Origin of the sequence: Mesorhizobium sp. M1050, from assembly GCF_040318715.1 — a bacterium.
Taxonomy (GTDB): Bacteria; Pseudomonadota; Alphaproteobacteria; order Rhizobiales; family Rhizobiaceae; genus Mesorhizobium.
Genome location: NZ_JAMYMV010000029.1, coordinates 27,249 through 48,782 on the forward strand (window position 1 = coordinate 27,249; position 21,534 = coordinate 48,782).

A 21,534-nucleotide genomic window follows, 5' to 3' on the forward strand; every position below is an offset into this window, starting at 1 on the left:
GATCGGTGGGAAACGGACGTCCGGACTTCCTGTACTGGGCGGCTTGGACAGGTGCCATGGTCGCCGAGGCTGACGATCCTTATTTCAACCGTACTCAGTCGCGGTAGCGCAGCGTTTCCAGCACGAGTGCGAAAGCCGGCGAGGGTTGGCGCCGGCTTGGATAATACAGGTGATATCCCGGCCGAAGGGGGCACCAGTCCTCAAGAACACGCACCAGGCGACCCTCTTCAAGGGGGGAGGTCACTAGGTCCTCGGGCAGGTAGGCGAGCCCGAATCCCTCAAGGCTGGCCTGACGGATCATCGCGAGGGTGTTGAACGCGGCGTGTCCTCGAACGCGCACCTTCAGCTCCCGCCCCTCCTTGCGAAACTCCCACGGTGCAAAGCCGCCATGTGTGGGCAGTCGCAGAGGTATGCACGCGTGATCGGCAAGGTCTGCGGGCGTGACCGGACGGGAGCGGCTTATGAAGTATGAAGGCGCTGCCACAACCGCCATGCGGAAGTCTGGCCCGATGCGCGCCGAGATCATGTCTTTGTCCACCTGTTCGCCAAGCCGCACACCCGCGTCGAAGCGATCGGCCGCAATGTCTGCCAGGCCGTAGTCATGGATGATCTCGACGCTGATGTCGGGATAGTCGCGCATGAGCCCGACCATGGCAGGCCAGATGAGCGTCTCGCTGGCATGCTCCACTGTGGTGATCCTGATTGTGCCGGCCGGCTTGTCGCGCAGGGCGCTGAGGGCGGCAATATCGCTTGCGATCTCATCGAACTGGGGAGCGATGCTTCTGAATAGGCGATCCCCCGCTTCGGTGAGCGAGACGCTTCGGGTCGTGCGGGTCAGCAGCCTAACGCCGAGGCGCTCTTCCAGCGTCCGGATCGAATAGCTTAGAGCCGACTGCGACACGCCGAGCTTGGCGGCCGCCTTGGTGAAGCTGCGCTCGCGGGCGACGGCGATGAAGGTCAGGAAGTCATCCAGACTGTCGCGACGCATTCATCAATCCCATTTCTAAGCCCATGCAGATTATACCATCTAATTGCATGCCGCCAAAGAAGCTAACTTCCTGACCTCAAGGCCAGACGGTCCACCGGAGCAACTCTCCGCGCAATGCCTACCGTCCAACTGGCCGACTGAAGGAGAACAAAATGAAGAAGGTAGTCGTCGGCGCGCTCGCCGCCCTCACCATGGTCGTGAGCCCGGCCGCCTTTGCTCAGGAAGCGACGGGCGCCGTTCCCCGCGCCTACATGATCGGCAGCTATGACATCAAGGATCAGGCGGTGTTTCAGCAGTACATCGAAGCCGCCTCGCCGCTCGTCACCCGGTATGGCGGCCGCGTGATCGTCTACAATCCCAATGTCACTGCCATCGAAGGAAGCTCGAGATCGGTGATCGCCATCGCCGAGTTCCCGAGCCTTGCTGATGCCCAGCGCTACTACAACTCGCCGGAATACACGGCGGCCCGGCAGTTTTTCACCAAGTCGACCGAAGGATTTCGCATCATAACCGAAGGCGCCGGCCTTCCGCAGTGACGCAGTCCGCCAACGGATGGATGCCAGCATGGGACGTCAGCCCCTGCCGGCCATCCCGTCCGAATTCGAGGCCGAGCTGCGGCCTAGAGAACAGGAGCCCAATATGAGTGTTTGGTTCATCACCGGCGCAGGCCGGGGCCTCGGTCTGGATATCGCCAAGGCCGCATTGGCGGCGGGCCACAAGGTGGTGGCAACCGGCCGCAACACGGAAAAGGTCGCAAGGGCCGTGGGAGAGTCCGAGAACCTCCTTGTCGTCAAGCTGGACGTGACGAGCGCGGCCGACGCCGAAGCCGCTGCCCAGGCCACGCTTGACCGGTTTGGCCGCATCGACGTGCTGGTCAACAATGCGGCGAGCTTCTTTGCCGGCTACTTCGAAGAGCTGACCGCCGAACAGATGCAACTGCAGCTCAGCACCGGCCTCGTCGGTCCCATGAACGTGACGCGGGCCTTTCTGCCAGCGATGCGCAAGCAACGGTCCGGCAGGGTCATTTCGATCTCCTCGACGGCCGGGCTGATGGGTTTCGAGTTCTGCACGGCCTATTCAGCCTCGAAGTTCGGCCTCGACGGCTGGATGGAGGCGCTGCAGACCGAAGTCGTGCCGTTCGGCATCGAGACGATGATCGTGAACCCGGGCTTCTTCCGCACCGAGCTTCTCACGGAAGAGTCGACCAACTATGCCGCGCCTTCCGTCGAGGACTACCATGAGCGGCGGACGGCGCAGATCGCCTTCTGGCGTTCTCAAAACGGCAAGCAAGGGGGTGACCCCGCAAAGCTTGCGCGCGCCCTGATCACGCTCACGGCTGGGGACGTGCTGCCCCACCGTTTCCTTGCCGGTGCCGATGCCATTGCCACGGCAGAGCAGAAGATTGCCATTCTGCAGCAGCAGATCGATGCCTATCGCGAGCTGTCGAGTTCCCTCGCCATCGACGAGAACGGCCGCAAATAATGCTCTTGTCGACGCCAAAGGCAGGCCGATCAAACTGATGCTCACGGCAGATCAGATGAGTGATATTGCCTCGGCAGGACCCGATCTGCTTCAGCCCGTTTCTTGTATAAGACCTGCAACTTGGTTGAGCGCTTCTTCAACAAAGCCAAGCAATCCCGCCGCATCGCAACCCGCTACGACAAGCTGGCTGAGAACTATCTTACCGCGCTCAAACTCGTCGCAATCCGCATCTGGCTACGCGGCAATGAGTCTACGTCCTAGCAACTGCCCGCCAGAGGTCCAACGATACTATTCCATGACATGCGGCGTGTGACGTTTGTCCTCCATCGGGTCGATATCGATGCGCGCCTTTTCCGGATCGAAAGCGCCATGACGTGCAATGGCCCGCGCTGCCGTATCCGGCGTCTCGTATGTCCACATGAAGTCATCGGCCGAACCACCGACAGCATGGACACGCCAATAGCTCGCGGTTCCCTTCAGCGGTGAGCTGCTTGTCGTGTTTGTCTTTTCGAAAAGCTCGAAATAGATGTCTTCGAAAGGGATATAGAACACCGGCTCACGTCCCTCTTCCCTGAGTATCTTCGCATGCTCCGTAGCCGCGACTATGGCATCGGAAAATCGCACCGTCACCGCGCCGGCAAACGGTTCTATGGTCAGTTGGTGGTGTTCAGCAGTTGCGACTGGAGTTTGCATCCGAATTCTCCCTGGCTACCGATTGATCGCGAGACGGCGTTCCGGTCCGCCATCCATGGAGACGAAATGCGCGGCGATGCATCAGGTTCCAGCTGTCCGATGAAGCCGAATGACTGCCGAGCCAAGCGCTTTATTGCCTGCCGTAACTGTCGAGAAAGCTCGCCAACAGTCGTGAAACCTCGTGTGGGGCCTCACGTGTTGGGAAGTGCCCGACTGCATTCAGGACCACTCGTTTGTAGGGCGCAGTGAAATGCTCCTCCAGCCCTTCCGACGATGCGGTCAGCACAACACGGTCGTCGCCACCATGCAGCGTCAAGGTCGGCACCGTGATGATCTTGACCGATGTTTGCCGGCGGGCCAGCTCCGCGTAGCGGGGATCGGGCTCCGCCTCACCCCAGCGAACCCGGTAGGAATGCAGCGTCACATCAGGCCAATCCGGATTTTCGAAGGATGCAGCCACTTCATCGAAAATGGCATCGTCGAACCAGCCCAATGGGCTCCAGCTGTCCCATTGGAATCTGGCGAATTCCTTGCGATTCTTTCGCACGAACTCGGCGCCGCGCGCTGTTGCCATGAACCATTGATACCAAAATGCTTTCGCCTGTTCAGGCGCCGGCGTTACCGGCTTGCCGGGTTGCCAGCCGAGCGATAGCGCGGCACAGCAACTGATGCGATCGGGAAAAATCGAGGCCAGGAGGTAGGAAATCCGTGCTCCCCAGTCGTGCCCGACGACCGCAAAGCGGCTGAGGCCAAGCGCGTCGGCAAAGTCCAGCACATCCTGCGCCATTGCAGCAATTTCGCCGGATCGCATGGTTTCTTCCGACAGGAACGATGTCCGTCCAAAACCTCGCAGCCACGGCGAAAACGTCCGAAAGCCGGCCTCATGCAGGACCGGCGAAATGCGCGCGTAAGTGGTCGCGTCGTCCGGCCAACCATGCAGCAGCACAACGGGCGCACCGCTTTCTGGCCCGCCACCGACATAGGCGATACGCAGCAGTGGCGTATCACAAGATGAGACGGGATTCATTTGCTCTCCGGCGCTGTAACCGGCTGGTCGCCACCAGTCGTCGACTTGGGTCTGGCGTCCTGGTCGACCTGCGGGTTCTTGTTGACGGCGTCGGTGTTGGCTTTCGTCGGTTCGATGCTGTTATCACAGGCGCCGAGCGCAAGAGCCGCAGCCAACACCAGAAGCGACAAGGATCTCTTCATCGAAACCTCCTCTGGCTGATATCCGACAAACGAGGCTCCGCGAATTTGGTTGCCTGGGTGGCGCTCGGGCCAGCCTTCAATCCTTCGAGCTTTTTGAGCCGGCACTGACTGTCGGGTCAGGAACGATAGGGCCGCGTTCGACCTCCGGACCTTCTCCCTCTATCTCCTGCACGGCTTGATCCCAGTGCTCCTGCTCGCGCCCAGTCGGACGGCCCTCCCGCTCCCAGATTTCGTAGGCACGCCGTTTGATGCGCTCTTCCCTGCTGTCCATGACATTCGATCCTCCGATCCATCAATCTCAATTCCGGACGATATTTTTTGTTCCTCTCTGCCGGGAGAGGGCCGCCGCGGGCGCTGCGTTTCAAACAAGGCGCATATGGATTGGCGAGCTCAAACCGCTTGGTTATTGCCGTACCGACGTTTTTTCGTGACATGCCAGCGCTGGCGGATCAATGTATCTGACTGTTGATCTGCGCCCTGCACGCCTGGCCTCCACCATCGCCCGATGGGCAGTGCCCTGATCGCCCCGGATCGAAAGACATGACGGGCATTTCGAGACCAAGGTGACGCCCATGCGGGAATTGCCGAAAGACATCGACGCCGATGTAGTGATCGAAATCAGCAAGCTGCTGGATGACAGTCCGCTTTTCGTTCCCGTGCGGGTTCATGAGCTTGCAGCCAGGGTGAGGCAGAAGGTGAAGACAGGTTTGCCGGACCTCTCGATCGAAGAACTGATCGTGGAAATGGCCTCCGTTCGCCAGTTGGCCATGGCGTTCGATCTGCCTGGATCGGAGAATGTGGTGCAGATTCCGATTCGTTATCCGCGCCGCTAAATCCATTGCTCGCTGGGCTGACGCCATGCGCCGTTATCTCTTCTGCCAATCGATCGCACGGCTTACCGTCAAGACGTCGTTGGGAACCTAACGTGCGACTGCGGATTGAGTGCCCGCGAGGGTTCGAATCCAGGTCATTGCGATGCCCCTTAGTCCGGATTGGCAAGATATAGCGGCACGGTTGGTTTTGACCGTGCTTGCCGGTGCGCTGATAGGATTGGATCGCGAAGCGCGCGGCCATTCGGCAGGATTGAGGACGACCATTCTGGTAGGATTGGCCGCCGCTCTCACAATGGCACAGGCAAATCTGCTGCTGGGAGTCGGCGGCAAAAATCCCGATTCCTTTGCCTCCATGGACGTGTTGCGCTTTCCGCTTGGCGTGCTGACCGGTGTCGGCTTTATCGGCGGGGGCGCCATCCTTCGCCGCGGCAACCTTGTCAGCGGAGTCACAACGGCTGCCACATTATGGGTGATGACGGCGATCGGACTGGCGTTCGGCGGCGGTCAGTACGGTTTGGGGGTGGCTGGGACGGCGCTAACCTTGTTGACACTTCTCGTGCTGAAATGGATCGACGTGCGCATTCCCCGCGACCATCACGCCGAACTGGATATCGCCTGGAAGGCGGGAAAGACCGGCGATCTCGGCGAAATCGTCAAGCCGCTGGGTTACCGGGCACGCTTGGTTGGCATGGAGCGCCCGGATCACCAGGATCCCGTCTTCTCATTTGAAATCGCCTGGACGCGACCGGACCGTGGCGGCCCGCCGACAGATTTGCTTTCGCTCTTGGACCAGCACTGCGAAGTCAAGAAATTCAGTCTCGTCAGCGAGCCGGCGCACTGACCACATTGCGATTGTCCTGCCTAACATGAACGCCTGCTAATAGAACAATTGGAAAATCATGACCGCGGCCGCCAGCGCCATGATGCCTGTCGCTGCCCAGCCCACCAGGCGCATGGCCAATGGGACAACGGCATTCCCCATCACATCGCGTCGCGCCGTCATCAGCATCATCACCACCATCACCGGGACCGCGACCACGCCGTTGACCACCGCGCTCCAGTAGAGGGCTTTGATCGGGTTGACAGGTGTAAAGTCGAGACACGCACCAAGGAGCGTCGCCAGAGCGATCGCCGCGTAGAACGCTTTTGCCTGCAGCGGCTTGCGCTCCAACCCGATCGGCCATTTGCGCGCCTCGCCAAGCGCATAACCAGCCGACCCGGCAAGGACCGGAATTGCCAGGAGCCCGGTTCCGATTATGCCGAGGGCAAAAATCATCGACGCGAACTGGCCGGCGACGGGCTTCAGCGCTTCCGCGGCCTGGCTCGAGGATGTTATGTCGGTGATGCCCCTGACATGCAGAGTGGCGCCTGCGGTTATTATGATGGCAAGGGCAACCAGATTCGAGAATGCCATTCCAACATAAGTATCCAGCCGGATGCGCTTGATGGCGTGGGTTGACCGCCGCGGTGCCTTTTTCAGAGGCTTGCGTCGACTGGCTTTTTCTTCTTCAACCTCCTGCGAGGCTTGCCAGAAGAACAGATAAGGGCTGATGGTGGTGCCGAAAATGGCCACGACCGTGGTCCAGAATTGCGGGTCTGGCGACAATGTCGGGATGAATAGTCCGCGCGCGACTTCTGCCCATGGCACGTGCACGAACAGGATCGTGCCGAAATAGGCAAACAGCGAAACGGTCAGCCATTTCAGGATCGAGACGTAGCTGCTGTACTTTAGAAATATCTCAAGAACCACGGATATGCCCGCAAAAAGCGCGACGTAGAGGAGTTGCGGGCCGCCAACGATTAGCCGCAACGCATCGGCCATGGCACCAAGGTCGGCGCCGATGTTGATGGTGTTGGCGATGAGAAGAAGACAAACAATCGTCTGCAGAAGCCAGTCTGGATAGTAGACCCGCATGTTGCCGGCAATGCCCCGGCCGGTGGTCCGGCCAATGCGCGCACTGATTTCCTGAACGACGGACATCAGCGGATAACTGAACAACATCGTCCACGCCAGTCCGTAGCCAAGTTGCGCGCCGGCCTGTGAATAGGTGGCAATGCCGCTCGGATCATCGTCGGAGGCTCCGGTTATCAAGCCCGGCCCGAAGACGGTGAGAAGCCGCGATTTTGGCGCCCTCACTCCACCGGAAGCATTGGCGTTCAGCACTCTCTCCTTCGCTGTCGTTTTACGTCAGGCATTACAAAGCCCGCCGCCCGCTCAAAAGCGACGAGCCGAACATTCGGGTCAGGTGACGCTAAATGCGCCCGAGCACGACCAGAATAATAACAATAAGCAGCACCAGACCGAGGCCGCCGCCACCATAATAGCCGGTGCCATAGAATGGCCCGCCGCCAAGTCCACTAAAGCCGCCAAGCAATGCAAGAATTAGAATGATGATGAGGATGGTGCCGAGACTCATGACGTTTCCTCTCCTCTCCTGTTTGCAGCTTCCCGCCGTCCGAAGCCACCGGCGGCCGCCTGCTGAGGATATGAACTCGCCACCAGCCTTCCAGTTCCCGGGGGTCCACTGGCCCTGACATGTCGGTCATCGGCAGTTTCAACATGCCGTGACCAAACTCATCCCGTGACGCCTGGATAGCCTTGGCCTTTCAACAATCCAGCAAGGTGGGCGGCGTTGGAAGCAGCCATTTCGATAGTGCCAGAGACCTTTTCCGGTGTTTCCGGCAAGTCGACATAGTTGACATCTTCCATGGCTTCGCCGACCCAATAGACCCCGCTGTTGGCGGGAATGGTGAAGCCGACGTCGTTCAATGCTTGAAAACATTCCGCGTGGCAGTGGTGCGCCCCATCCTCGTTGCCGACGATGGCCACCAAAGCTACCTTTCCTGCTGCCGGCATGCGCCCTTTGTCATCGGTCTCCTCCAAAAACGCATCCATTCGCTCCAGAACGCGCTTGGCGATGCTCGAGGGCTGGCCGAGCCAGATTGGCAGGCCGAGCACGAAGATGTCGGCCGCCATAATTTTCTTCCTGAGTTCCGGCCAATCATCGCCCTTGCCCAGATCGGAAAGCACACCTGGCTTGATATCCTGGTCGACAGAACGGACGATTTCGCCTTTGACGCCGTATGGCACCAGCGCCGCCAGAACATCGGCAAGCAGCCGGTCCGTCGAGGATTTCTCTCTGTCATTCGAAGCTTTAAGCGAGCAATTGAGGGCGAAGGCTGTAAGTGGCATGTGAGATCTCCTGCATTGTCCCAGCCAGCTGCAATCGCCGCGACTGCCACGCGGCGGCGCGTTTATGCAACTCGTTGCGGGATCGCTTGGCATTTAACGCCAAGGGTAAATCCTTGTTCCGCGGACGGACACGGCATGCAGACCGTTGGCCGGCTGCGGAGCCATGTCTTTTCCCGTCGCGCGAATTCCTCTTTTTTCGCCATCCGGGGTGACGCGGACTTCGGGTCGATCGACGACTATCTCGAGGGTTTGAGGCTGTCAGGCGCGAAGAACCTGCATGGCCAGTTGATCGCCAATTGCGGTGAGTTTCTGCCTATCGAGGCGCCCGAGCCATTCGTGAAAGCGCCGACGGATTTTGCACCGAGCTAGATGAAGCAATCGGGCTTCACGCGATGATATATTAGCAAACAATGGAACTTAGGCTTTCCTTGAGTGTTGAGGTCGCAGTCGCCTTACTCCAGCGACGGGAAAGCCATCGCGTCGGCTTTTCGGACTATGCCCCACCGGCCCAGCGCCGGTGGGGCTTTTCGTAGGGGAACACAAGACCAGAATGACTTGGTGCTTTAGCGCGGTACGGTGCGAAGCGCCGACATGAAAAGCATCAGCAACGCCAAGGCATTGAGCCCGGCGGCGATTGCATGCGAATATTCCCACTGGCGCCGGAGCAGCTTCCAGTTTTCGGGCAAGATGGTCCAATTCCGCGTTGCCTGGTTGGCTGGATAGGTCAGCGTCCGATGAAACAGGCGTTAGCAACCGCCATCGGCGTCTGGTGGATCGGGCGCCTGGCGACCACCATCATTGACTGTGAACTGGCCATCGGATTCTTCACCTTGCTGAAAGCTGGACTTCTGCTTCAAACAAACCTCCCGCGATTCTGAAAAGCCAGTGCGCGAGGCATCAGGGATTTCGAGGGCGCAATGTCCGCAAGGTGATTGAATAACGGTGCTCCGCAAGCGGTGGGATGCTGTGCTCCCATTCCGTGCGCGATGGACCGGTCATGAGATAGGCCGACCTTGGCTCGACGACGATGGTCCGTCGATCCCATCTGGTGCCATTCTTTCGCCGGAGGCGGAAACTGCACGGCGCCAGCAGCGAAACGCCGGCCACATCTTCGAAGTGTGGCTTGTCGCGATGCCAGCCGATACCAGCGCCATGCTGGTACTCGTTGACCAACACCTGCTCGAAAGCTTCGGCAGGCCGGCCTGCAAAGGCCGCGACCTTCTTGCGCAGAGGCAGTAGAAAATCAGGTATCGCGGGCGCCTCCACGACTTCACGCCGGTCGTAATCGTAGCGCATGCCGAAACCGATGACGCGCCGGTTTGCCAGATGGCCATGAAAATCAAATGCCTGGAATGGCAGGATTTGCAGTTGCCGGGCGAGTTCGGTTTCTTCTTCCGGCGTGATCAAGTCCGGGCGGTAGAAAAATCCCTGCGGCAGATCGTCGGCAGCACCGAAGAGATCGGTTTGGCGCGCGGAAGCGGTAGTCCTGGTTTTCAGCGACGACATGGTCCTTAGATGGTGAAACGAATCCATCCCGCAACCTCAAGGTTTGTTTCCAACACCATTCATCCGGGTGGTCAGCGGTTTGGGCTACCGCCGATTTTCGCGGTTCCCGGCGGCGTCGGCGCGCGCACTTCGATCGCCGACGCCTGTGTTGTTTTCTACCAGGCTGGAGTTGGCGTGCTTGGAACCAACTTCGGGTTCACCGGTTCGAAGACCGTCCATCGGAGTTTCCTTGACCATGCCCAATGCAACAGAACGCCCAATCGATGCGCTGAGCACTGGCGCCCGAGGATTCGCAGTATCACCACCGCCCTCCTGTCTGAATCCAGCAGCGACCAGGTCTCCCAATGCCGCGACTTGAGACCGGCGCCTGTTTCTGCGGAGGGGTTGTCGCCGTCATGCACGGTGAGCCTTTCTGGATATGCTACGATCATGATGATGATTGCCGGCGGGCCATTGGAAGTCCGCTTACGGTCTGGGTTGGCTATCGGCCCGAGCAATTCCGGCTGCTCAAGGGAACGCCGAAAACCTTTTCGAGGACTCGCGGCGTCGTAAGGACATTCTGCCCGGACTGCGGGACCTCGATAGGCTACAGCGATGACGGCCTGCCGAATGAGCTTTATCTGGCAATCGGCTTCTTCGATAATCCCGAGCGTTTCCGGCCCCAGGCACATGCCTATTGGGACCTGCGACTGCCTTGGGTCGACGTTGACGACGACCTGCCGCGCATCGATCAGTATTCGAGAAAGCGCAATGCGGAATTCGGCAATCCGCGTGACAGATACCAGAGTATCATCTCCCGCCGTGGAACCGGACAATCCTGAGGGGGTTTGTCCGAGTGACAACGGGTGACGACATGCCGTCGACTGTGATCCGCGAAACGAGCTACGACCCCACGACCAGGATCCTTTCCGTCTGGTTTGTGCCGAGCGGTATTCGCTATGATTACGAGGACGTGCCCCCGGCAACCTACGCCGCTTTCAGAAAGGCGTCGTCCAAAGGCCGCTTCTTCAATGAATTCATTCGCGACCGGCACAAACATCACCGCTTTGTGAAACGGGAGGCAGGCGGGAAATGAAGTGCTTTAAGGCGGCTTTGCGGGGTCATTGCCCTGACAGCTTCTGCTTGATCTTCTTTATCATGCCGTCGTGAGGTTGATCCATGAAACGGTTCTCGATCCCGGCCCATTCAGACATGCGCACGATGTCCTCGAAGCTCGCGAGGTCGACGCTTGCTTCCGGTACCAGCGGCTTGCCTTGCCGCAAATCGTCGAGCGCCTGCTGCAGGGCATGGACAGCACGGAACAAAAGCGTCGTCGGATAAAGGATCATGTCGTAGCCCATTTCATGCAACTCGGCAGGCGATTGCCAGGGCGTCTTGCCGCCGCGCTCCAGGATGCTCGTGGCCAGTGGAACGTTTCTGAACGCCTCGCCGACCTGGTTCAGCTCCTCCACGCTGGTCGGCCCCTCGACGTAGACACCGTCGGCGCCGGCGTCGAGATAGCGCTTGCCGCGGTCGATCGCATCGCGCAGCCCGTGCGGCTGCCGCGCATCGGTGCGGGCAAGCAGGAAGAAATCCGGGTCGGTGCGTGCCGCGACGGCGGCGCGAATCTTTTGCTCCATGAATTCCGGCGCAACGACCTCCTTGCCAGCCATGTGGCCGCAGCGTTTGGGTGGCTTCTGGTCCTCGATGAACAGGGCCGAGGCACCGATCGCCTCGTAGCTCCTGACAGTGCGCGTCACATTCTTGACATCGCCATAGCCGTCGTCGCCGTCGATCAGCACCGGCAGGTCGGAAGCTTCGACGATTTCGCGCGCCCTGGCATGCTTTTCGCCAAATTGTTCGAGATCGATGTCGGGCACCGCGTGCATGGCAGCGACCATGGCGAAGCCACCGATCTGATAGGCCGGGAACCCGGCGCGCTCGATCAACCGGGCCGTCAGCGCGTCACCGGCCGACGGCAACACCAGCGGCGCGTTATGATCAATCATCGATTTCCAGGACGGACGCCGGACCATTTTCGAACCTCCGGTCGGAAACGCGATCGATAGATCGAGGTTCCAGGAGCTTTGGCGAACAAAGGACTTCAGCCGGAGTTGGCAGTTCTCAAGGCGCCCGATTTCATTGGGCTCGTGCATGCGGTAGGCGGCAAAGGGCGGCGCTTCACGTCAGTGAACGACATTGCAGCCTTGCCGGATGCGCTTACCGGCGCCGTTGCGGTTGGCGGTTTGCGTCTGTTTGAGATCACCATCAACGCTAACGTAGAATTGGCGGTCTCCAGCGAAATCGCTGAGCACCTTCGCTGACGTTCGACTGACCTTCGAGACCTTGCGAGCGCTCTTGGCGGCGTAAACGGTCGGTGCAATTAAATCCGCAACCGACTTGTGAGAAGTCTCGGGGGAACCTCCCCCGTCGTCCCGCCGTTGTGCCCGTATCGAGGCCAACGGAATGCTGGCAAAGCCGATTGGGCGGGAATCGCGAGTGCAGCCCTCGCATCTGACGCAGTCGCGATCAGCAATGGGAGTTCAAGAATCTATGCCTACCAAGAAACCGAAGACCGAAAGCAAGGACAAGAAGGCATTGCGCCTGGCGGAGACGACCGACATTTCGCCGAAACAGGCCAAGGACCTCATGCAAAAGCATGGCAAGGACAGTTCGAAGGTTGAAAAGGAAGCCAAGAACTTCAAGGCGGAAGGATAGCCGCCTCAGAAGGAAGTAACGCACTCCCAACGGCGCCTTCGAGAGTTCGAACAGGCACTTGGCTACGCGCCGGTTCAGCGCAACTCGTTCGACCCGTCAGCGACGCCCACGCGATGCCGATAGACCATCTCCCATCCCTTCCAGCCTGTGAACAGCAGGATGAGAGCCACTATCAACGAGAGGATCAGGCCGGTGGGAACCACAGCCGCCGCGCCATGCTCGTATCGGGAGTACCAGTTGTAAAGTTCGATCAGGACGACAAGTACATTTCCACCTGCATGAAGCCATGCCGTTGTAAGATTGCGAATTTGAACATCGCCCAAGACATCCGTGAGGCCGGCAAGGGCTGCCAGGGCGGCCATTATCAGGCCCGCTCCAAGGAGCCAAAGCGTACCGGTGACCCAGCCCGGGTTAGCGGTTCGCCAGAAGATCAGGTCGCAAACCAAGGTGGCAACAAAAAACGCGATCGGGAAAGGAATCAACATGGGATGGATTGGATGGCCGGAGACGCTGGCTGTGCTGCGCGGGTTGTGGGTCATTATGATGCCTCCAACAGACGTCGCGCCGACGCGTCCACGCCGGCGGCAGTGCATGTCCAAGATGGCGCGCATAGAGGACCAAGATGCCCGTCTATGCCGGCTAGGGGGCCTAACCCGAAACCACAGGCAGAACGCTGGCTGCTACGGAATGTTCCATAACCCGGCTCGCTCAATGCCACGAACGCAAGCGAAGCGCCGCAGCGCCGATCATGCAAGACCGGGGATCGCTCTGGTCTTGCCGCTCATGTGGGCGCCCAGTGTCAGCGCTTGCGGGAAACTGCGGACAGCCGCACCCATCAATGCTGCGCCGCCGGGACAGAGGGCCGTTCGGGCAATGGCTGCAGCTGCGTAGACCCGTGTCGAAAACAGTTTCCTCCAGGCCGCTTGATAGCGTCTGCCTGCAGCTTCGCGGCCCGCCTGGCCGCTTGACGCGCCGGCGAGTTCGGCGGCCAGCAGCCAGCTGGACTGAAGTGCCATCGAGATGCCTTCGGCGATGATCGGATGAGACTCGCCTGCGGCATTGCCGACGCGAAAGATATCCTTTTCATAGCAGGCGCGGATGCCAGGCCGGATCGGGCCGGCTGCAAGCCACGGACCGTCGAGGCACGCCCGGTCAAGAGCATCGCTCACACCTCGGCAAGAAGCCATGAGATGGCGAAAGACCGCCTCAGCCGCCGACGGATGGCCGTCCTGCCGGGGCCTATCAGGTTCGGAGACATGGTTCATGCGCAGCCGCGCGAGCATGTCACGCCTTATGCAGCAAGAGATCGACATGCGGCCATGATCGGCAAGGACCATGCCGCCATAGCCGCCGGGAAATATCAGCAGAGGCATCAGATCAGACGCGAGCGACGCCCCGGTGAAATGCGCCTTGAAGCCGAGCAGGTCAGACGGGTGGCTGGCCTTGTTGAGCTGGCTTGGCAGCGGTCCCGGTTCCCAGGAACCATGCGCGGCGACGACCACCTGGGCCCGCAAGACTGTCGTTCCGTCCCCGGAATTCTCGTCTTTTGCCTGAATTCGCACGGCTTGCATCTCGCCATCCTGATCAATGGCGACGGGGCGAAAAGGCTGAAAGATTTCGGCGCCCGCCGATCGCGCCGCTTGCAGCAGCAAATGGTCCAGCATGTCCCGGCCGAGCGCCCGGCCGAAGGCGCCTTCTACAGGAGGCCCATATTTTGCACCCGGCATCGGCGCCTCGACGCAAGTCGCTCCGGAAAAGAAGCCGACGCGGCGGATTTCGGGGCCGGCATTGGCGCGCCAGGCATCGCCGACCTCCAGTCGGTCGAGAAGCGCCAGATTGCTTGCCGAGATGTATTCGCCACACACCTTGCGGCGCGGGAACATTTTCTTTTCCACGATCGCGACGGACCACCCGCGCCGGGCGAGCAGCAAAGCCAGCGAAGTGCCTGCCGGGCCGGCCCCGATGACAATCGCATCGTGGGTGGATGGTCGCCTCATGATCATCTCGATCGTGCACTGGCGCCGGCGAAGACGTGCGAGAACGGACCGGCACGCCGCTCCTCGAGTGGCCTGCCGCCGGCCGCAAGCCAGAGGTCGGAAAGCTCCTTACCACGAAAGCCGGCACGCACGCTCTGAGCCGCGTCATGTCGCGTGACGTCGTTGGCGCCGATCGCCGGGAGAAGGAGGGTCGCGGCCAGAGGGAACCTTGCCCTCAGCGGTTCCGTCGCCAGGAGCAGCGGGGCTTTCCACGCCAGCAGTAAAAACAGACGCACGAGCTCGACGTCATCGAAATGATGCAGGAAGAGATTGACGGTGATCGCGTCGAACCATTCGCCCCCGTTCCCTTCGGCCCAGTCGAAGACGTCGGCGGTGACGACTTCAGCGCTCCATCCCAGCCTGTTGAATTCGGCGAGGATTCCAGGACCGGCGAGACTGACGCGGTCGAGCAGCGTCAGCTCTACCTCGGGCCAGTGCCGTGCCATTCGCTGCGCGAGCTTGAGCATGAAGGTGCCGTCGCCGGCGCCGATCTCCAATATGCGGCGCGGTGGTCGTGGCACGAATTTCCTGAGCAAAGACGCCATGATCGGCGCTTGAAACATCAACGCATTGATCCAACGGAGGTCGCGGCGCGAGGCCAGCGCCCGCGGATCGTCGGCCGCAAGTCCGTCGAGGATTTCCGGGACGAGGCTGCGGTGATTGAGCGCGTTCATGACACGGTCCGAAAAAGCATGGTTTCGGCCGTCAGTCCGGGTCCGAACGACATTCCGCAGCCGAGCAGTCCGGATGGGGCCTTCAGCATTTCTTCCATCACGAACATCACCGTTGCCGACGACATGTTGCCATATCGGCGCAGCACCTCGCGCGATGGCGTCAGCGCGGCGGGCTCGAGTTTCAGCGCCCTCTCGACGGCATCGAGAACCGAACGTCCGCCCGGGTGCACGGCCCAGAGGTCGATCGCCTCCGGTGGCCGGTCGCCGAGAAAGGCATCATGGTTGCTCCGCAATACCTCTTGGATCGCCGTCGGCACCTGGCCGGAAAGAACCATGTCGAAGCCATGGTCGCGAATATCCCATCTCATCAGGTCGCGCCGCTCATCCGCTACCATGCAATGAAAGCTGTCGAGTGCAAGGCCGGGCGGTTCGGCGGTGACAAGAGTTGCCGCGCAGCCATCGCCCCAGAGGCAGAAGGACAGCAGCTTTTCCAGTTCGGGGCTTTCCCTGAGATGCAAGGTACAGAGCTCGATATTGACCAGCAGGACCCTGGCCCGGGGATCTGACCTGACGATGTGGCGGGCAAGCTTGAGACCGTTGATCGCCGCGTAACAGCCCATGAACCCGATTATCGTGCGTTCGATGCCGTCCGGGAGGCCGCAGCGTTTGACTAGATCCAAGTCGATGCCGGGCGCGGAGAATCCGGTGCAGGTTGTGACGATGAGATGGGTGATACGCGACGCGTCGTCGCCAAGGTGCAGCCCGTCGACGGCTTTTTGCGCCAGCACAGGAGCGGCTTCGCCAAACATCGCCATTCTCATGGCGGTTCCCGGGAACGCGCCGCGAACGAATGTTCCGCCAAGGTCGGCGGATGGCCCTTCCGGGTCGAGAGCAGGTGCAAAGCAGGAATAGCGGCTCTCTATGCCGGCAAGGCCGGCCATCCGTTCGAAAATTCTGCGGTGACGGACGGCGATCATGGAGGCCGCGAACCGCAGATAGAACCTATGAACCTCAAATTCGGGAACCGCTGTCGCAATCCGGTTGATATAGGCGTTAGCGGGCATTTCCGTCTCCCAGGGCGCCGCACGCTGCATGGCGCGGATGCCCGAGTGATCTTTGCTGAATGGCGCCAGTTAGGGCGCATGGTTTGAGCGTTGTTCCATGAACGCTTCATAGAGCCGATTTCATCCCGGGCGGCCGCACTGCCACGGGACATCATATTGGTCTCGCAATCGGAAACGCGCGCTTCCATGTCGGTGTCGCGGCTGGCGACCGCTACTGCGGCCGCGTATCGCCAGCGTCCGCCATCTCGTCCTTGAAGTTAACTTTCGTGCCCGTCGGCACCATGGCGGCGAGGTCTTCGGCATCCCAGTTGGTCAGCCGGATACAGCCATGCGAGAAGGTCGTGCCGATCTTGCCGGGTTCGGGCGTGCCGTGAATGCCGTAGCTTTCGATTGAGAGATCGATCCAGACCGATCCCACCGGATTGTTGGGCCCCGCAGCGATGGTAAAGGGCAGCTTGCTCCTCACTCCCTTGAAGGCGAAGTCCGGATCGTAGTGATAGGTGGGGTGATGCACCACGCGTTTGACTTCCGCCGCGCCGCTCGGCGCCGGCTTTTCGTCGCTGCCGATCGACGCGGGATAGACTGCGAGCCATTTGCCGGACGGATCGAGCACACGCACCAAGCGAGCGCCCTTGTCGACCTCGATAGCGGCAACGGCGTCAGGACGATCGCCCCGGCCAACATCCGGTACCGCCAACGTCGCGCCTGCCCTCTTGAAGCCGACACCCGGATTGAGCTCTCTGAGCAATTGTTCGCTGATATGGAAGCGCTCCGCCAGCTTCTCCACCGCGTTGTGATAGCCGAGCCGCCGCAGGTGGGCCATCTTCTCCATGCGAGCCGGAATACGCTTGGTGAAGGGTCCGCGTATATCCTTGGGCGTTACCTCATAAGGTACCAGGACCGGGCCGGCGGAATTTGCCACGAGCTTGTCCCAGGTTTCCGGGGTGAGCTTGCCGTCGGCCCGGAATCCGTTCGCCGTCTGAAAGGCGCTAATGGCCTTGGCGAAATTCTCTGATAGCCGGCCGTCGATCAGGCCCGGCGAGAAACGGGCGCGATCCAGGAGAATCTGCGCCTTCAGAACTGTCGGATCGATGCCCGTCGGCTCGCCGGCGGCGAATTGGGCCTGATTGACAGCGGATGGGTCCAGCTTGGCCGCCTCCGTCCCACCGCATGCGAGGACGAGCGCCGCCGCGGCGACAAGAAGGAGCCTGATCATCGATGTCACTCCCTGGACAGCAACAGAACTCTACTTCTATGACGCGGCACGCCCTATCTGGTTCCCTTTCTGACAGATGCATGACGGCGGGCTTGCTTGCCAAGGACCTCGTGCGAAGGACACGGCAAGGCTAGTGCCAAGTGAGTGGAAGCCAGCTTGCTCGCCCTAAGTTGCGGACCCAACCTCTACTACCGCGCGGCTGTGACGCGCGATGACGCTTTCCTCGTCAGTCGCAATCACACGCACGTCCACCTTGCTGTCCGGACGACTGATGAGCTCAGCGTGGGCGTCATTGGCCGGCTCGTCGAGCGCCACGCCGAGCCAGGTCAATCTTTCGGATATCGCCTTGCGGATGGACGATGACCGCTCGCCGATGCCGGCGGTGAACACGAGGCATTCGAGACCACCCATCGTGTTCGCGAGCGCTGCTGCTTCCCTCGCGGCGCGGAAGGCGAAGAGCTCGATCGCCTCGCGGGCACGAGGGTCGCTGCTTGCCTCCAACGTGCGCATGTCGCCCGAAACGCCGGACACGCCGAGCAGTCCGGATTTCTCATAAAGCATTGTCTGCAGCTCGTCCGCTGCCATGCCCCTCTCCAGCAGGAAGTACAACAGCACGCCGGGATCGATGGCGCCGCAACGCGTACCCATGACAAGACCATCCAGTGCCGAAAAGCCCATCGTCGTATCGACGCTCTTGCCGTCGTGCAGAGCGCAAAGGCTTGCCCCATTGCCGAGATGAGCAACGATTGTCCGTTTTGCCGCGAGCGCGGGCGATATCTCGCTCAGCCGCCTAGCAATATATTCGTAGGAGAGGCCATGAAATCCGTAGCGTCGCAGTCCCTCCCCTTCATATTTTTGCGGCAGGGCAAAGCGCCGCACGAGCGGATCGATCGTCTGGTGGAACGCGGTATCGAAACATCCGATCTGTGGCAGATCCGGTTGCAATGCAGCTATCGCGCGAACTGGCGCGAGACTGCGAGGCTGATGCAAAGGCGCGAGTGCGGTCAGCCTGTCCAGGGCCTCAATGGTAGCGGGCGTCAGGCGGACTGGTTTGCTGAACTCGTTACCGCCATGCACGATGCGATGGCCGACACAGATCAGTTCTCTTCCACCAAGTTCGCTCTGCACCAGGGTCAGTAGTTCGCCAATCCCCGCGCCATGAGGATCGTCCGCGTTAAACTCCTTATCACACTGCACTGTCCCATCGGCCGCCTTTGCGGTGAGCCTGGGCGCATCGCCCAGATCCAGAGTGCCGCGCGAAACGAGCTGCTGGCCGTCCGACGAGCCAAGATCGTATAGCGCGAACTTGACGCTGGACGAACCGGCATTCAGCGCCAGGATCCACTGACTCATCGACTGGCCTTTGCCCCGTTCGCAGCCGGCCAACTCCATTTCTGGATCTCGGGCATGTCTTCGCCGTGCTCGCGGACATAGGCCTTGTGCTTGGCCAGTCGATCGTGAAGTTCGCCAGCGAGGCTTTCCGCCCTTTCGGCCAAGCCCGGCACGCGTGCGATCGCGGCAAGTGCAAGGTGGTAGCGATCGAGTTGGTTGAGCACCACCATGTCGAATGGCGTTGTCGTCGTGCCCTCCTCGCGAAAGCCGTGCACGTGCATGTTGTCATGATTGGCACGACGGTAGGTCAAGCGATGGATGAGATAGGGATAGCCGTGATAGGCGAAGATGACCGGCCTTGTCTTGGTGAACAGCGCATCGAAAGCCTGGTCGGTGAGCCCATGCGGGTGTTCGGTGTTCGACTGCAATGTCATCAGGTCGACGACGTTGACGACGCGGATTTTCAGATCGGGGATTGCAGAGCGAAGAATGTCCGTCGCAGCCAGCGTCTCCAGCGTCGGCACATCGCCGGCACAGGCGAGGACCACATCCGGTTCCTCGCCTTCTGAAATCGTGCCAGCCCATTCCCAAATGCCCGCGCCGGCCTTGCAGTGCGCTTCAGCATCTTCGATAGACAGCCACTGCGGCGTCGGCTGCTTGCCGGCGGTGATGACGTTGATGCGGTTGTAGGTTCTCAGGCAATGGTCGGTGATCCACAGCAGCGTGTTGGCATCCGGCGGGAAATAGAGCCTGACCGTGTCGGCCTTCTTGTTGGCGACAAGGTCAGCGAAGCCCGGGTCCTGATGACTGAAGCCATTGTGATCCTGGCGCCAGACATGAGAGGTCAGCAGGTAATTGAGTGAAGCGATCGGTTTGCGCCAGGCAAGCTCGCCAGAGGTCTTCAACCATTTTGCATGTTGGTTGACCATGGAGTCGACGATGTGAATGAACGCCTCGTAGCACGAGAACAAGCCGTGGCGGCCTGTAAGCAGATAACCTTCCAGCCAGCCCTGGCAGAGATGCTCGCTCAGCACTTCCATCACCCGGCCGTCGCGGGAAAGATGGACGTCGTAGGGTTCGATGCGCTCCATCCAGATCCGATCCGTGACCTCGAATACATCGTCAAGGCGATTGGAAGACGTCTCGTCCGGTCCCATAAGCCGGAAATTTCGCGCTTTGGCGTTAAGGCGAAAGACTTCGCGAAGATAGCCACCACAAATCCGTGTCGCCTCGGCAATGACGCCTCCGGGCCGAGGTACTTCGAGCGCCAGGCTCTTCCAGTCCGGCAGCGCCAGGTCGCGCTTCAACAACCCGCCATTCGCATACGGAGTTGCGCCCATGCGCTTTGTTCCTGTCGGGGCAAGGGCCGCGAGTTCCGGCAGCAGATGTCCGTCCTTATCGAACAGTTTTTCCGGTTCGTAGCTTCGCATCCAGGTTTCGAGGATCTTGCGGTGCTCGTCATTGCCGCGGGCGTTCGATACCGGCACTTGATGCGAACGCCAGAAGCCCTCGACTTTTTCGCCATCGACCTCTTTCGGTCCAGTCCAGCCCTTGGGGCTGCGCAGGACGATCATCGGCCACTGCGGACGTTCGCCACGCCGTCCCGGCCCTCGTGCCTGTTCCTGAATGGAATGGATTCGATCGAGCACACTGTCGAGCGTCCTGGCCATCGCTTGGTGCATGGCGACCGGCTCATGGCCTTCGACAAAGAACGGTTCGTAGCCGTAGCCGGTGAAGAGGTTGCGCAACTCCTGGTCATCCATGCGGCCGAGGATCGTCGGGTTGGCGATCTTGTAGCCATTGAGATGAAGGATTGGCAGCACTGCACCGTCCGAGGCCGGGTTCAGGAATTTATTGGAATGCCACGCTGCCGCGAGCGGACCGGTTTCGGCCTCGCCGTCGCCAACGACGCAGGCAACCACCAGATCCGGATTGTCGAAGGCCGCGCCGAAAGCATGGACCAGGGCATATCCGAGTTCGCCGCCCTCATGAATGGAGCCGGGCGTTTCGGGCGCCACATGGCTTGGCACCCCGCCCGGAAAGGAAAATTGCCGGAATAGTTTTCTCAGGCCGTCTTCGCCTTGGCCGATATCGGGGTAGATCTCGCTATACGTGCCCTCGAGCCAGGTGTTGGCGACCATTGCCGGACCGCCATGTCCTGGACCGCAGATAAACAGCACATCAAGATCACGCTCACGGATAATTCGGTTGAGATGCAAGTAGAGGAAATTGAGGCCCGGCGTTGTACCCCAATGGCCGAGCAGCCGCGGCTTGACATGCTCGGCTTTCAAGGGTTGGCGCAGCAGCGGATTGTCGAGCAGATAAATCTGGCCAACCGAGATGTAATTCGCGGCGCTCCAGTAGCGGTTCATGAGATCGATCCGTTCCAGGCTGATCGCCTGCGTCGTCGCGGCAGCCTTGTCGTTCATCGCCCAGTCTCCAGCATCGGTTTTCCAGCATCGTTTCGCTGGAGATAACTGGAGCGACTTCGCGCCTGAGCAAGCCCAAATTGGCGATGGCGTTCGAAGGAATGTCCAGGCGACGTTGGGCAAGCAAGAAACCGTCGGTGTCTCCAGCCGGGTCAGTGGACTTGTCCTGCAACACACCTGCA

At 60.5% G+C, this 21,534-nt stretch carries 27 protein-coding genes and 1 pseudogene; 11 read left to right on the forward strand and 17 right to left on the reverse strand.

Annotated elements, in window-relative coordinates:
• Positions 1-94: 94 nt before the first annotated feature.
• Positions 95-988 (reverse strand): LysR family transcriptional regulator, encoded by an 894-nt coding sequence (locus NKH57_RS17315; protein ID WP_352945659.1) that lies wholly within the window; start codon positions 986-988, stop codon positions 95-97.
• 152 nt (positions 989-1,140) lie between these two features.
• Here NKH57_RS17315 and NKH57_RS17320 point away from each other — a divergent pair, with 152 nt between their 5' ends.
• The 3 genes and pseudogenes from NKH57_RS17320 to NKH57_RS17330 all read left to right on the forward strand — a co-directional run.
• Positions 1,141-1,524, forward strand: coding sequence for a DUF1330 domain-containing protein (locus NKH57_RS17320; protein ID WP_352945661.1), 384 nt, complete (start codon positions 1,141-1,143; stop codon positions 1,522-1,524).
• A 103-nt stretch (positions 1,525-1,627) separates the two neighbouring features.
• A complete protein-coding gene (locus NKH57_RS17325) occupies positions 1,628-2,470 on the forward strand; it encodes an SDR family oxidoreductase (RefSeq protein ID WP_352945732.1) in 843 nt (280 codons plus the stop codon).
• Between the two features lie 102 nt (positions 2,471-2,572).
• Positions 2,573-2,731 (forward strand): annotated as a pseudogene (locus tag NKH57_RS17330) (transposase); the annotation flags it as partial.
• A gap of 27 nt (positions 2,732-2,758) precedes the next feature.
• Here the strand turns inward: NKH57_RS17330 and NKH57_RS17335 are convergent.
• The 4 genes from NKH57_RS17335 to NKH57_RS17350 form a co-directional block, all read right to left on the reverse strand.
• Positions 2,759-3,163 carry a DUF427 domain-containing protein gene (locus tag NKH57_RS17335; protein WP_352945663.1) on the reverse strand — a complete coding sequence of 135 codons (405 nt, stop codon included), beginning with the start codon at positions 3,161-3,163 and terminating at the stop codon, positions 2,759-2,761.
• A 130-nt stretch (positions 3,164-3,293) separates the two neighbouring features.
• Positions 3,294-4,190: an alpha/beta fold hydrolase gene (locus NKH57_RS17340; RefSeq protein WP_352945665.1), complete on the reverse strand. Its 897-nt coding sequence runs from the start codon at positions 4,188-4,190 to the stop codon at positions 3,294-3,296.
• A complete protein-coding gene (locus NKH57_RS17345; protein WP_352627213.1) occupies positions 4,187-4,372 on the reverse strand; it encodes a hypothetical protein in 186 nt (61 codons plus the stop codon). The genes NKH57_RS17340 and NKH57_RS17345 overlap by 4 nt, the downstream gene beginning before the upstream one ends.
• Positions 4,373-4,448: 76 nt before the next feature.
• Positions 4,449-4,643: a DUF2934 domain-containing protein gene (locus NKH57_RS17350; RefSeq protein WP_352945667.1), complete on the reverse strand. Its 195-nt coding sequence runs from the start codon at positions 4,641-4,643 to the stop codon at positions 4,449-4,451.
• 301 nt (positions 4,644-4,944) lie between these two features.
• On the opposite strand from NKH57_RS17350, the gene NKH57_RS17355 reads away from it, so the two are divergent.
• Both NKH57_RS17355 and NKH57_RS17360 read left to right on the forward strand, forming a co-directional pair.
• The gene (locus NKH57_RS17355) at positions 4,945-5,205 is read left to right on the forward strand and encodes a hypothetical protein (RefSeq protein ID WP_352627210.1); all 261 of its coding nucleotides are present in this window, start codon (positions 4,945-4,947) and stop codon (positions 5,203-5,205) included.
• 142 nt (positions 5,206-5,347) lie between these two features.
• A complete protein-coding gene (locus tag NKH57_RS17360; RefSeq protein WP_352945669.1) occupies positions 5,348-6,046 on the forward strand; it encodes an MgtC/SapB family protein in 699 nt (232 codons plus the stop codon).
• Between the two features lie 36 nt (positions 6,047-6,082).
• Here the strand turns inward: NKH57_RS17360 and NKH57_RS17365 are convergent, their stop codons facing one another.
• The 3 genes from NKH57_RS17365 to NKH57_RS17375 all read right to left on the reverse strand — a co-directional run bounded on the left by NKH57_RS17365 (position 6,083) and on the right by NKH57_RS17375 (position 8,398).
• Positions 6,083-7,369, reverse strand: a complete 1,287-nt coding sequence (locus NKH57_RS17365; RefSeq protein WP_352945671.1) for an Nramp family divalent metal transporter — start codon at positions 7,367-7,369, stop codon at positions 6,083-6,085.
• A gap of 88 nt (positions 7,370-7,457) precedes the next feature.
• On the reverse strand, positions 7,458-7,622 hold the full coding sequence (locus tag NKH57_RS17370) for a DUF3309 family protein (RefSeq protein ID WP_023757858.1): 165 nt from the start codon (positions 7,620-7,622) through the stop codon (positions 7,458-7,460).
• 158 nt (positions 7,623-7,780) lie between these two features.
• The gene (locus NKH57_RS17375) at positions 7,781-8,398 is read right to left on the reverse strand and encodes a flavodoxin family protein (protein ID WP_352835534.1); all 618 of its coding nucleotides are present in this window, start codon (positions 8,396-8,398) and stop codon (positions 7,781-7,783) included.
• A 135-nt stretch (positions 8,399-8,533) separates the two neighbouring features.
• Between NKH57_RS17375 and NKH57_RS17380 the strand changes: the two genes are divergently transcribed.
• Together NKH57_RS17380 and NKH57_RS17385 are read left to right on the forward strand one after the other, a co-directional pair.
• Positions 8,534-8,767: a hypothetical protein gene (locus NKH57_RS17380; RefSeq protein ID WP_352945673.1), complete on the forward strand. Its 234-nt coding sequence runs from the start codon at positions 8,534-8,536 to the stop codon at positions 8,765-8,767.
• Positions 8,768-9,132: 365 nt separating this feature from the next.
• Positions 9,133-9,276, forward strand: coding sequence for a hypothetical protein (locus NKH57_RS17385; protein WP_352729592.1), 144 nt, complete (start codon positions 9,133-9,135; stop codon positions 9,274-9,276).
• 19 nt (positions 9,277-9,295) lie between these two features.
• Here NKH57_RS17385 and NKH57_RS17390 read toward each other — a convergent pair whose 3' ends face one another.
• Positions 9,296-9,904, reverse strand: a complete 609-nt coding sequence (locus NKH57_RS17390; RefSeq protein WP_352945675.1) for an alpha-ketoglutarate-dependent dioxygenase AlkB — start codon at positions 9,902-9,904, stop codon at positions 9,296-9,298.
• Positions 9,905-10,248: 344 nt separating this feature from the next.
• On the opposite strand from NKH57_RS17390, the gene NKH57_RS17395 reads away from it, so the two are divergent.
• Together NKH57_RS17395 and NKH57_RS17400 are read left to right on the forward strand one after the other, a co-directional pair.
• Complete coding sequence (locus NKH57_RS17395; protein ID WP_352945677.1) at positions 10,249-10,725, forward strand: GFA family protein; 477 nt, start codon at positions 10,249-10,251, stop codon at positions 10,723-10,725.
• 32 nt (positions 10,726-10,757) lie between these two features.
• Positions 10,758-10,979: a KTSC domain-containing protein gene (locus tag NKH57_RS17400; RefSeq protein WP_352835550.1), complete on the forward strand. Its 222-nt coding sequence runs from the start codon at positions 10,758-10,760 to the stop codon at positions 10,977-10,979.
• 25 nt (positions 10,980-11,004) lie between these two features.
• Here the strand turns inward: NKH57_RS17400 and NKH57_RS17405 are convergent, their stop codons facing one another.
• On the reverse strand, positions 11,005-11,892 hold the full coding sequence (locus NKH57_RS17405) for an isocitrate lyase/PEP mutase family protein (protein WP_352945679.1): 888 nt from the start codon (positions 11,890-11,892) through the stop codon (positions 11,005-11,007).
• A gap of 78 nt (positions 11,893-11,970) precedes the next feature.
• Between NKH57_RS17405 and NKH57_RS17410 the strand changes: the two genes are divergently transcribed.
• Positions 11,971-12,207 carry a hypothetical protein gene (locus NKH57_RS17410; protein ID WP_352945681.1) on the forward strand — a complete coding sequence of 79 codons (237 nt, stop codon included), beginning with the start codon at positions 11,971-11,973 and terminating at the stop codon, positions 12,205-12,207.
• Positions 12,208-12,436: 229 nt separating this feature from the next.
• Positions 12,437-12,601, forward strand: coding sequence for a hypothetical protein (locus tag NKH57_RS17415; RefSeq protein ID WP_352945683.1), 165 nt, complete (start codon positions 12,437-12,439; stop codon positions 12,599-12,601).
• A 74-nt stretch (positions 12,602-12,675) separates the two neighbouring features.
• Here NKH57_RS17415 and NKH57_RS17420 read toward each other — a convergent pair whose 3' ends face one another.
• The 7 genes from NKH57_RS17420 to NKH57_RS17450 form a co-directional block, all read right to left on the reverse strand.
• Positions 12,676-13,140: a DUF2231 domain-containing protein gene (locus tag NKH57_RS17420; protein WP_352608239.1), complete on the reverse strand. Its 465-nt coding sequence runs from the start codon at positions 13,138-13,140 to the stop codon at positions 12,676-12,678.
• A gap of 207 nt (positions 13,141-13,347) precedes the next feature.
• On the reverse strand, positions 13,348-14,598 hold the full coding sequence (locus NKH57_RS17425) for an NAD(P)/FAD-dependent oxidoreductase (RefSeq protein ID WP_352945685.1): 1,251 nt from the start codon (positions 14,596-14,598) through the stop codon (positions 13,348-13,350).
• Positions 14,599-14,600: 2 nt separating this feature from the next.
• Entirely contained in the window at positions 14,601-15,311 is a 711-nt protein-coding gene (locus tag NKH57_RS17430; RefSeq protein ID WP_352945687.1) for a methyltransferase domain-containing protein, read from the reverse strand.
• Positions 15,308-16,375 carry a type III polyketide synthase gene (locus NKH57_RS17435; RefSeq protein ID WP_352945689.1) on the reverse strand — a complete coding sequence of 356 codons (1,068 nt, stop codon included), beginning with the start codon at positions 16,373-16,375 and terminating at the stop codon, positions 15,308-15,310. The genes NKH57_RS17430 and NKH57_RS17435 overlap by 4 nt, the downstream gene beginning before the upstream one ends.
• A 211-nt stretch (positions 16,376-16,586) precedes the next feature.
• The gene (locus NKH57_RS17440; RefSeq protein WP_352945691.1) at positions 16,587-17,591 is read right to left on the reverse strand and encodes a L,D-transpeptidase family protein; all 1,005 of its coding nucleotides are present in this window, start codon (positions 17,589-17,591) and stop codon (positions 16,587-16,589) included.
• Positions 17,592-17,756: 165 nt separating this feature from the next.
• Complete coding sequence (locus NKH57_RS17445) at positions 17,757-18,944, reverse strand: acetate/propionate family kinase (protein WP_352945734.1); 1,188 nt, start codon at positions 18,942-18,944, stop codon at positions 17,757-17,759.
• Entirely contained in the window at positions 18,941-21,352 is a 2,412-nt protein-coding gene (locus tag NKH57_RS17450; RefSeq protein ID WP_352945693.1) for a phosphoketolase family protein, read from the reverse strand. Before NKH57_RS17450 ends, NKH57_RS17445 begins: the two co-directional genes overlap by 4 nt.
• Between the last annotated feature and the right edge of the window lie 182 nt (positions 21,353-21,534).

Excerpts from the sequence above, each read along its gene's own strand:
- NKH57_RS17355 (WP_352627210.1), top strand. The coding sequence starts at position 4,945 with ATGCGGGAATTGCCGAAAGACATCGACGCCGATGTAGTGATCGAAATC.
- NKH57_RS17375 (WP_352835534.1), bottom strand. The coding sequence starts at position 8,398 with ATGCCACTTACAGCCTTCGCCCTCAATTGCTCGCTTAAAGCTTCGAAT.
- NKH57_RS17345 (WP_352627213.1), bottom strand. The coding sequence starts at position 4,372 with ATGAAGAGATCCTTGTCGCTTCTGGTGTTGGCTGCGGCTCTTGCGCTC.
- NKH57_RS17385 (WP_352729592.1), top strand. The coding sequence starts at position 9,133 with ATGAAACAGGCGTTAGCAACCGCCATCGGCGTCTGGTGGATCGGGCGC.
- NKH57_RS17390 (WP_352945675.1), bottom strand. The coding sequence starts at position 9,904 with ATGTCGTCGCTGAAAACCAGGACTACCGCTTCCGCGCGCCAAACCGAT.
- NKH57_RS17450 (WP_352945693.1), bottom strand. The coding sequence starts at position 21,352 with ATGAACGACAAGGCTGCCGCGACGACGCAGGCGATCAGCCTGGAACGG.
- NKH57_RS17325 (WP_352945732.1), top strand. The coding sequence starts at position 1,628 with ATGAGTGTTTGGTTCATCACCGGCGCAGGCCGGGGCCTCGGTCTGGAT.
- NKH57_RS17350 (WP_352945667.1), bottom strand. The coding sequence starts at position 4,643 with ATGGACAGCAGGGAAGAGCGCATCAAACGGCGTGCCTACGAAATCTGG.
- NKH57_RS17395 (WP_352945677.1), top strand. The coding sequence starts at position 10,249 with ATGCCGCGACTTGAGACCGGCGCCTGTTTCTGCGGAGGGGTTGTCGCC.
- NKH57_RS17320 (WP_352945661.1), top strand. The coding sequence starts at position 1,141 with ATGAAGAAGGTAGTCGTCGGCGCGCTCGCCGCCCTCACCATGGTCGTG.
- NKH57_RS17405 (WP_352945679.1), bottom strand. The coding sequence starts at position 11,892 with ATGATTGATCATAACGCGCCGCTGGTGTTGCCGTCGGCCGGTGACGCG.
- NKH57_RS17430 (WP_352945687.1), bottom strand. The coding sequence starts at position 15,311 with ATGAACGCGCTCAATCACCGCAGCCTCGTCCCGGAAATCCTCGACGGA.
- NKH57_RS17360 (WP_352945669.1), top strand. The coding sequence starts at position 5,348 with ATGCCCCTTAGTCCGGATTGGCAAGATATAGCGGCACGGTTGGTTTTG.
- NKH57_RS17340 (WP_352945665.1), bottom strand. The coding sequence starts at position 4,190 with ATGAATCCCGTCTCATCTTGTGATACGCCACTGCTGCGTATCGCCTAT.
- NKH57_RS17335 (WP_352945663.1), bottom strand. The coding sequence starts at position 3,163 with ATGCAAACTCCAGTCGCAACTGCTGAACACCACCAACTGACCATAGAA.
- NKH57_RS17425 (WP_352945685.1), bottom strand. The coding sequence starts at position 14,598 with ATGAGGCGACCATCCACCCACGATGCGATTGTCATCGGGGCCGGCCCG.
- NKH57_RS17420 (WP_352608239.1), bottom strand. The coding sequence starts at position 13,140 with ATGACCCACAACCCGCGCAGCACAGCCAGCGTCTCCGGCCATCCAATC.
- NKH57_RS17435 (WP_352945689.1), bottom strand. The coding sequence starts at position 16,375 with ATGCCCGCTAACGCCTATATCAACCGGATTGCGACAGCGGTTCCCGAA.
- NKH57_RS17315 (WP_352945659.1), bottom strand. The coding sequence starts at position 988 with ATGCGTCGCGACAGTCTGGATGACTTCCTGACCTTCATCGCCGTCGCC.
- NKH57_RS17370 (WP_023757858.1), bottom strand. The coding sequence starts at position 7,622 with ATGAGTCTCGGCACCATCCTCATCATCATTCTAATTCTTGCATTGCTT.
- NKH57_RS17380 (WP_352945673.1), top strand. The coding sequence starts at position 8,534 with ATGCAGACCGTTGGCCGGCTGCGGAGCCATGTCTTTTCCCGTCGCGCG.
- NKH57_RS17440 (WP_352945691.1), bottom strand. The coding sequence starts at position 17,591 with ATGATCAGGCTCCTTCTTGTCGCCGCGGCGGCGCTCGTCCTCGCATGC.
- NKH57_RS17415 (WP_352945683.1), top strand. The coding sequence starts at position 12,437 with ATGCCTACCAAGAAACCGAAGACCGAAAGCAAGGACAAGAAGGCATTG.
- NKH57_RS17445 (WP_352945734.1), bottom strand. The coding sequence starts at position 18,944 with ATGAGTCAGTGGATCCTGGCGCTGAATGCCGGTTCGTCCAGCGTCAAG.
- NKH57_RS17400 (WP_352835550.1), top strand. The coding sequence starts at position 10,758 with ATGCCGTCGACTGTGATCCGCGAAACGAGCTACGACCCCACGACCAGG.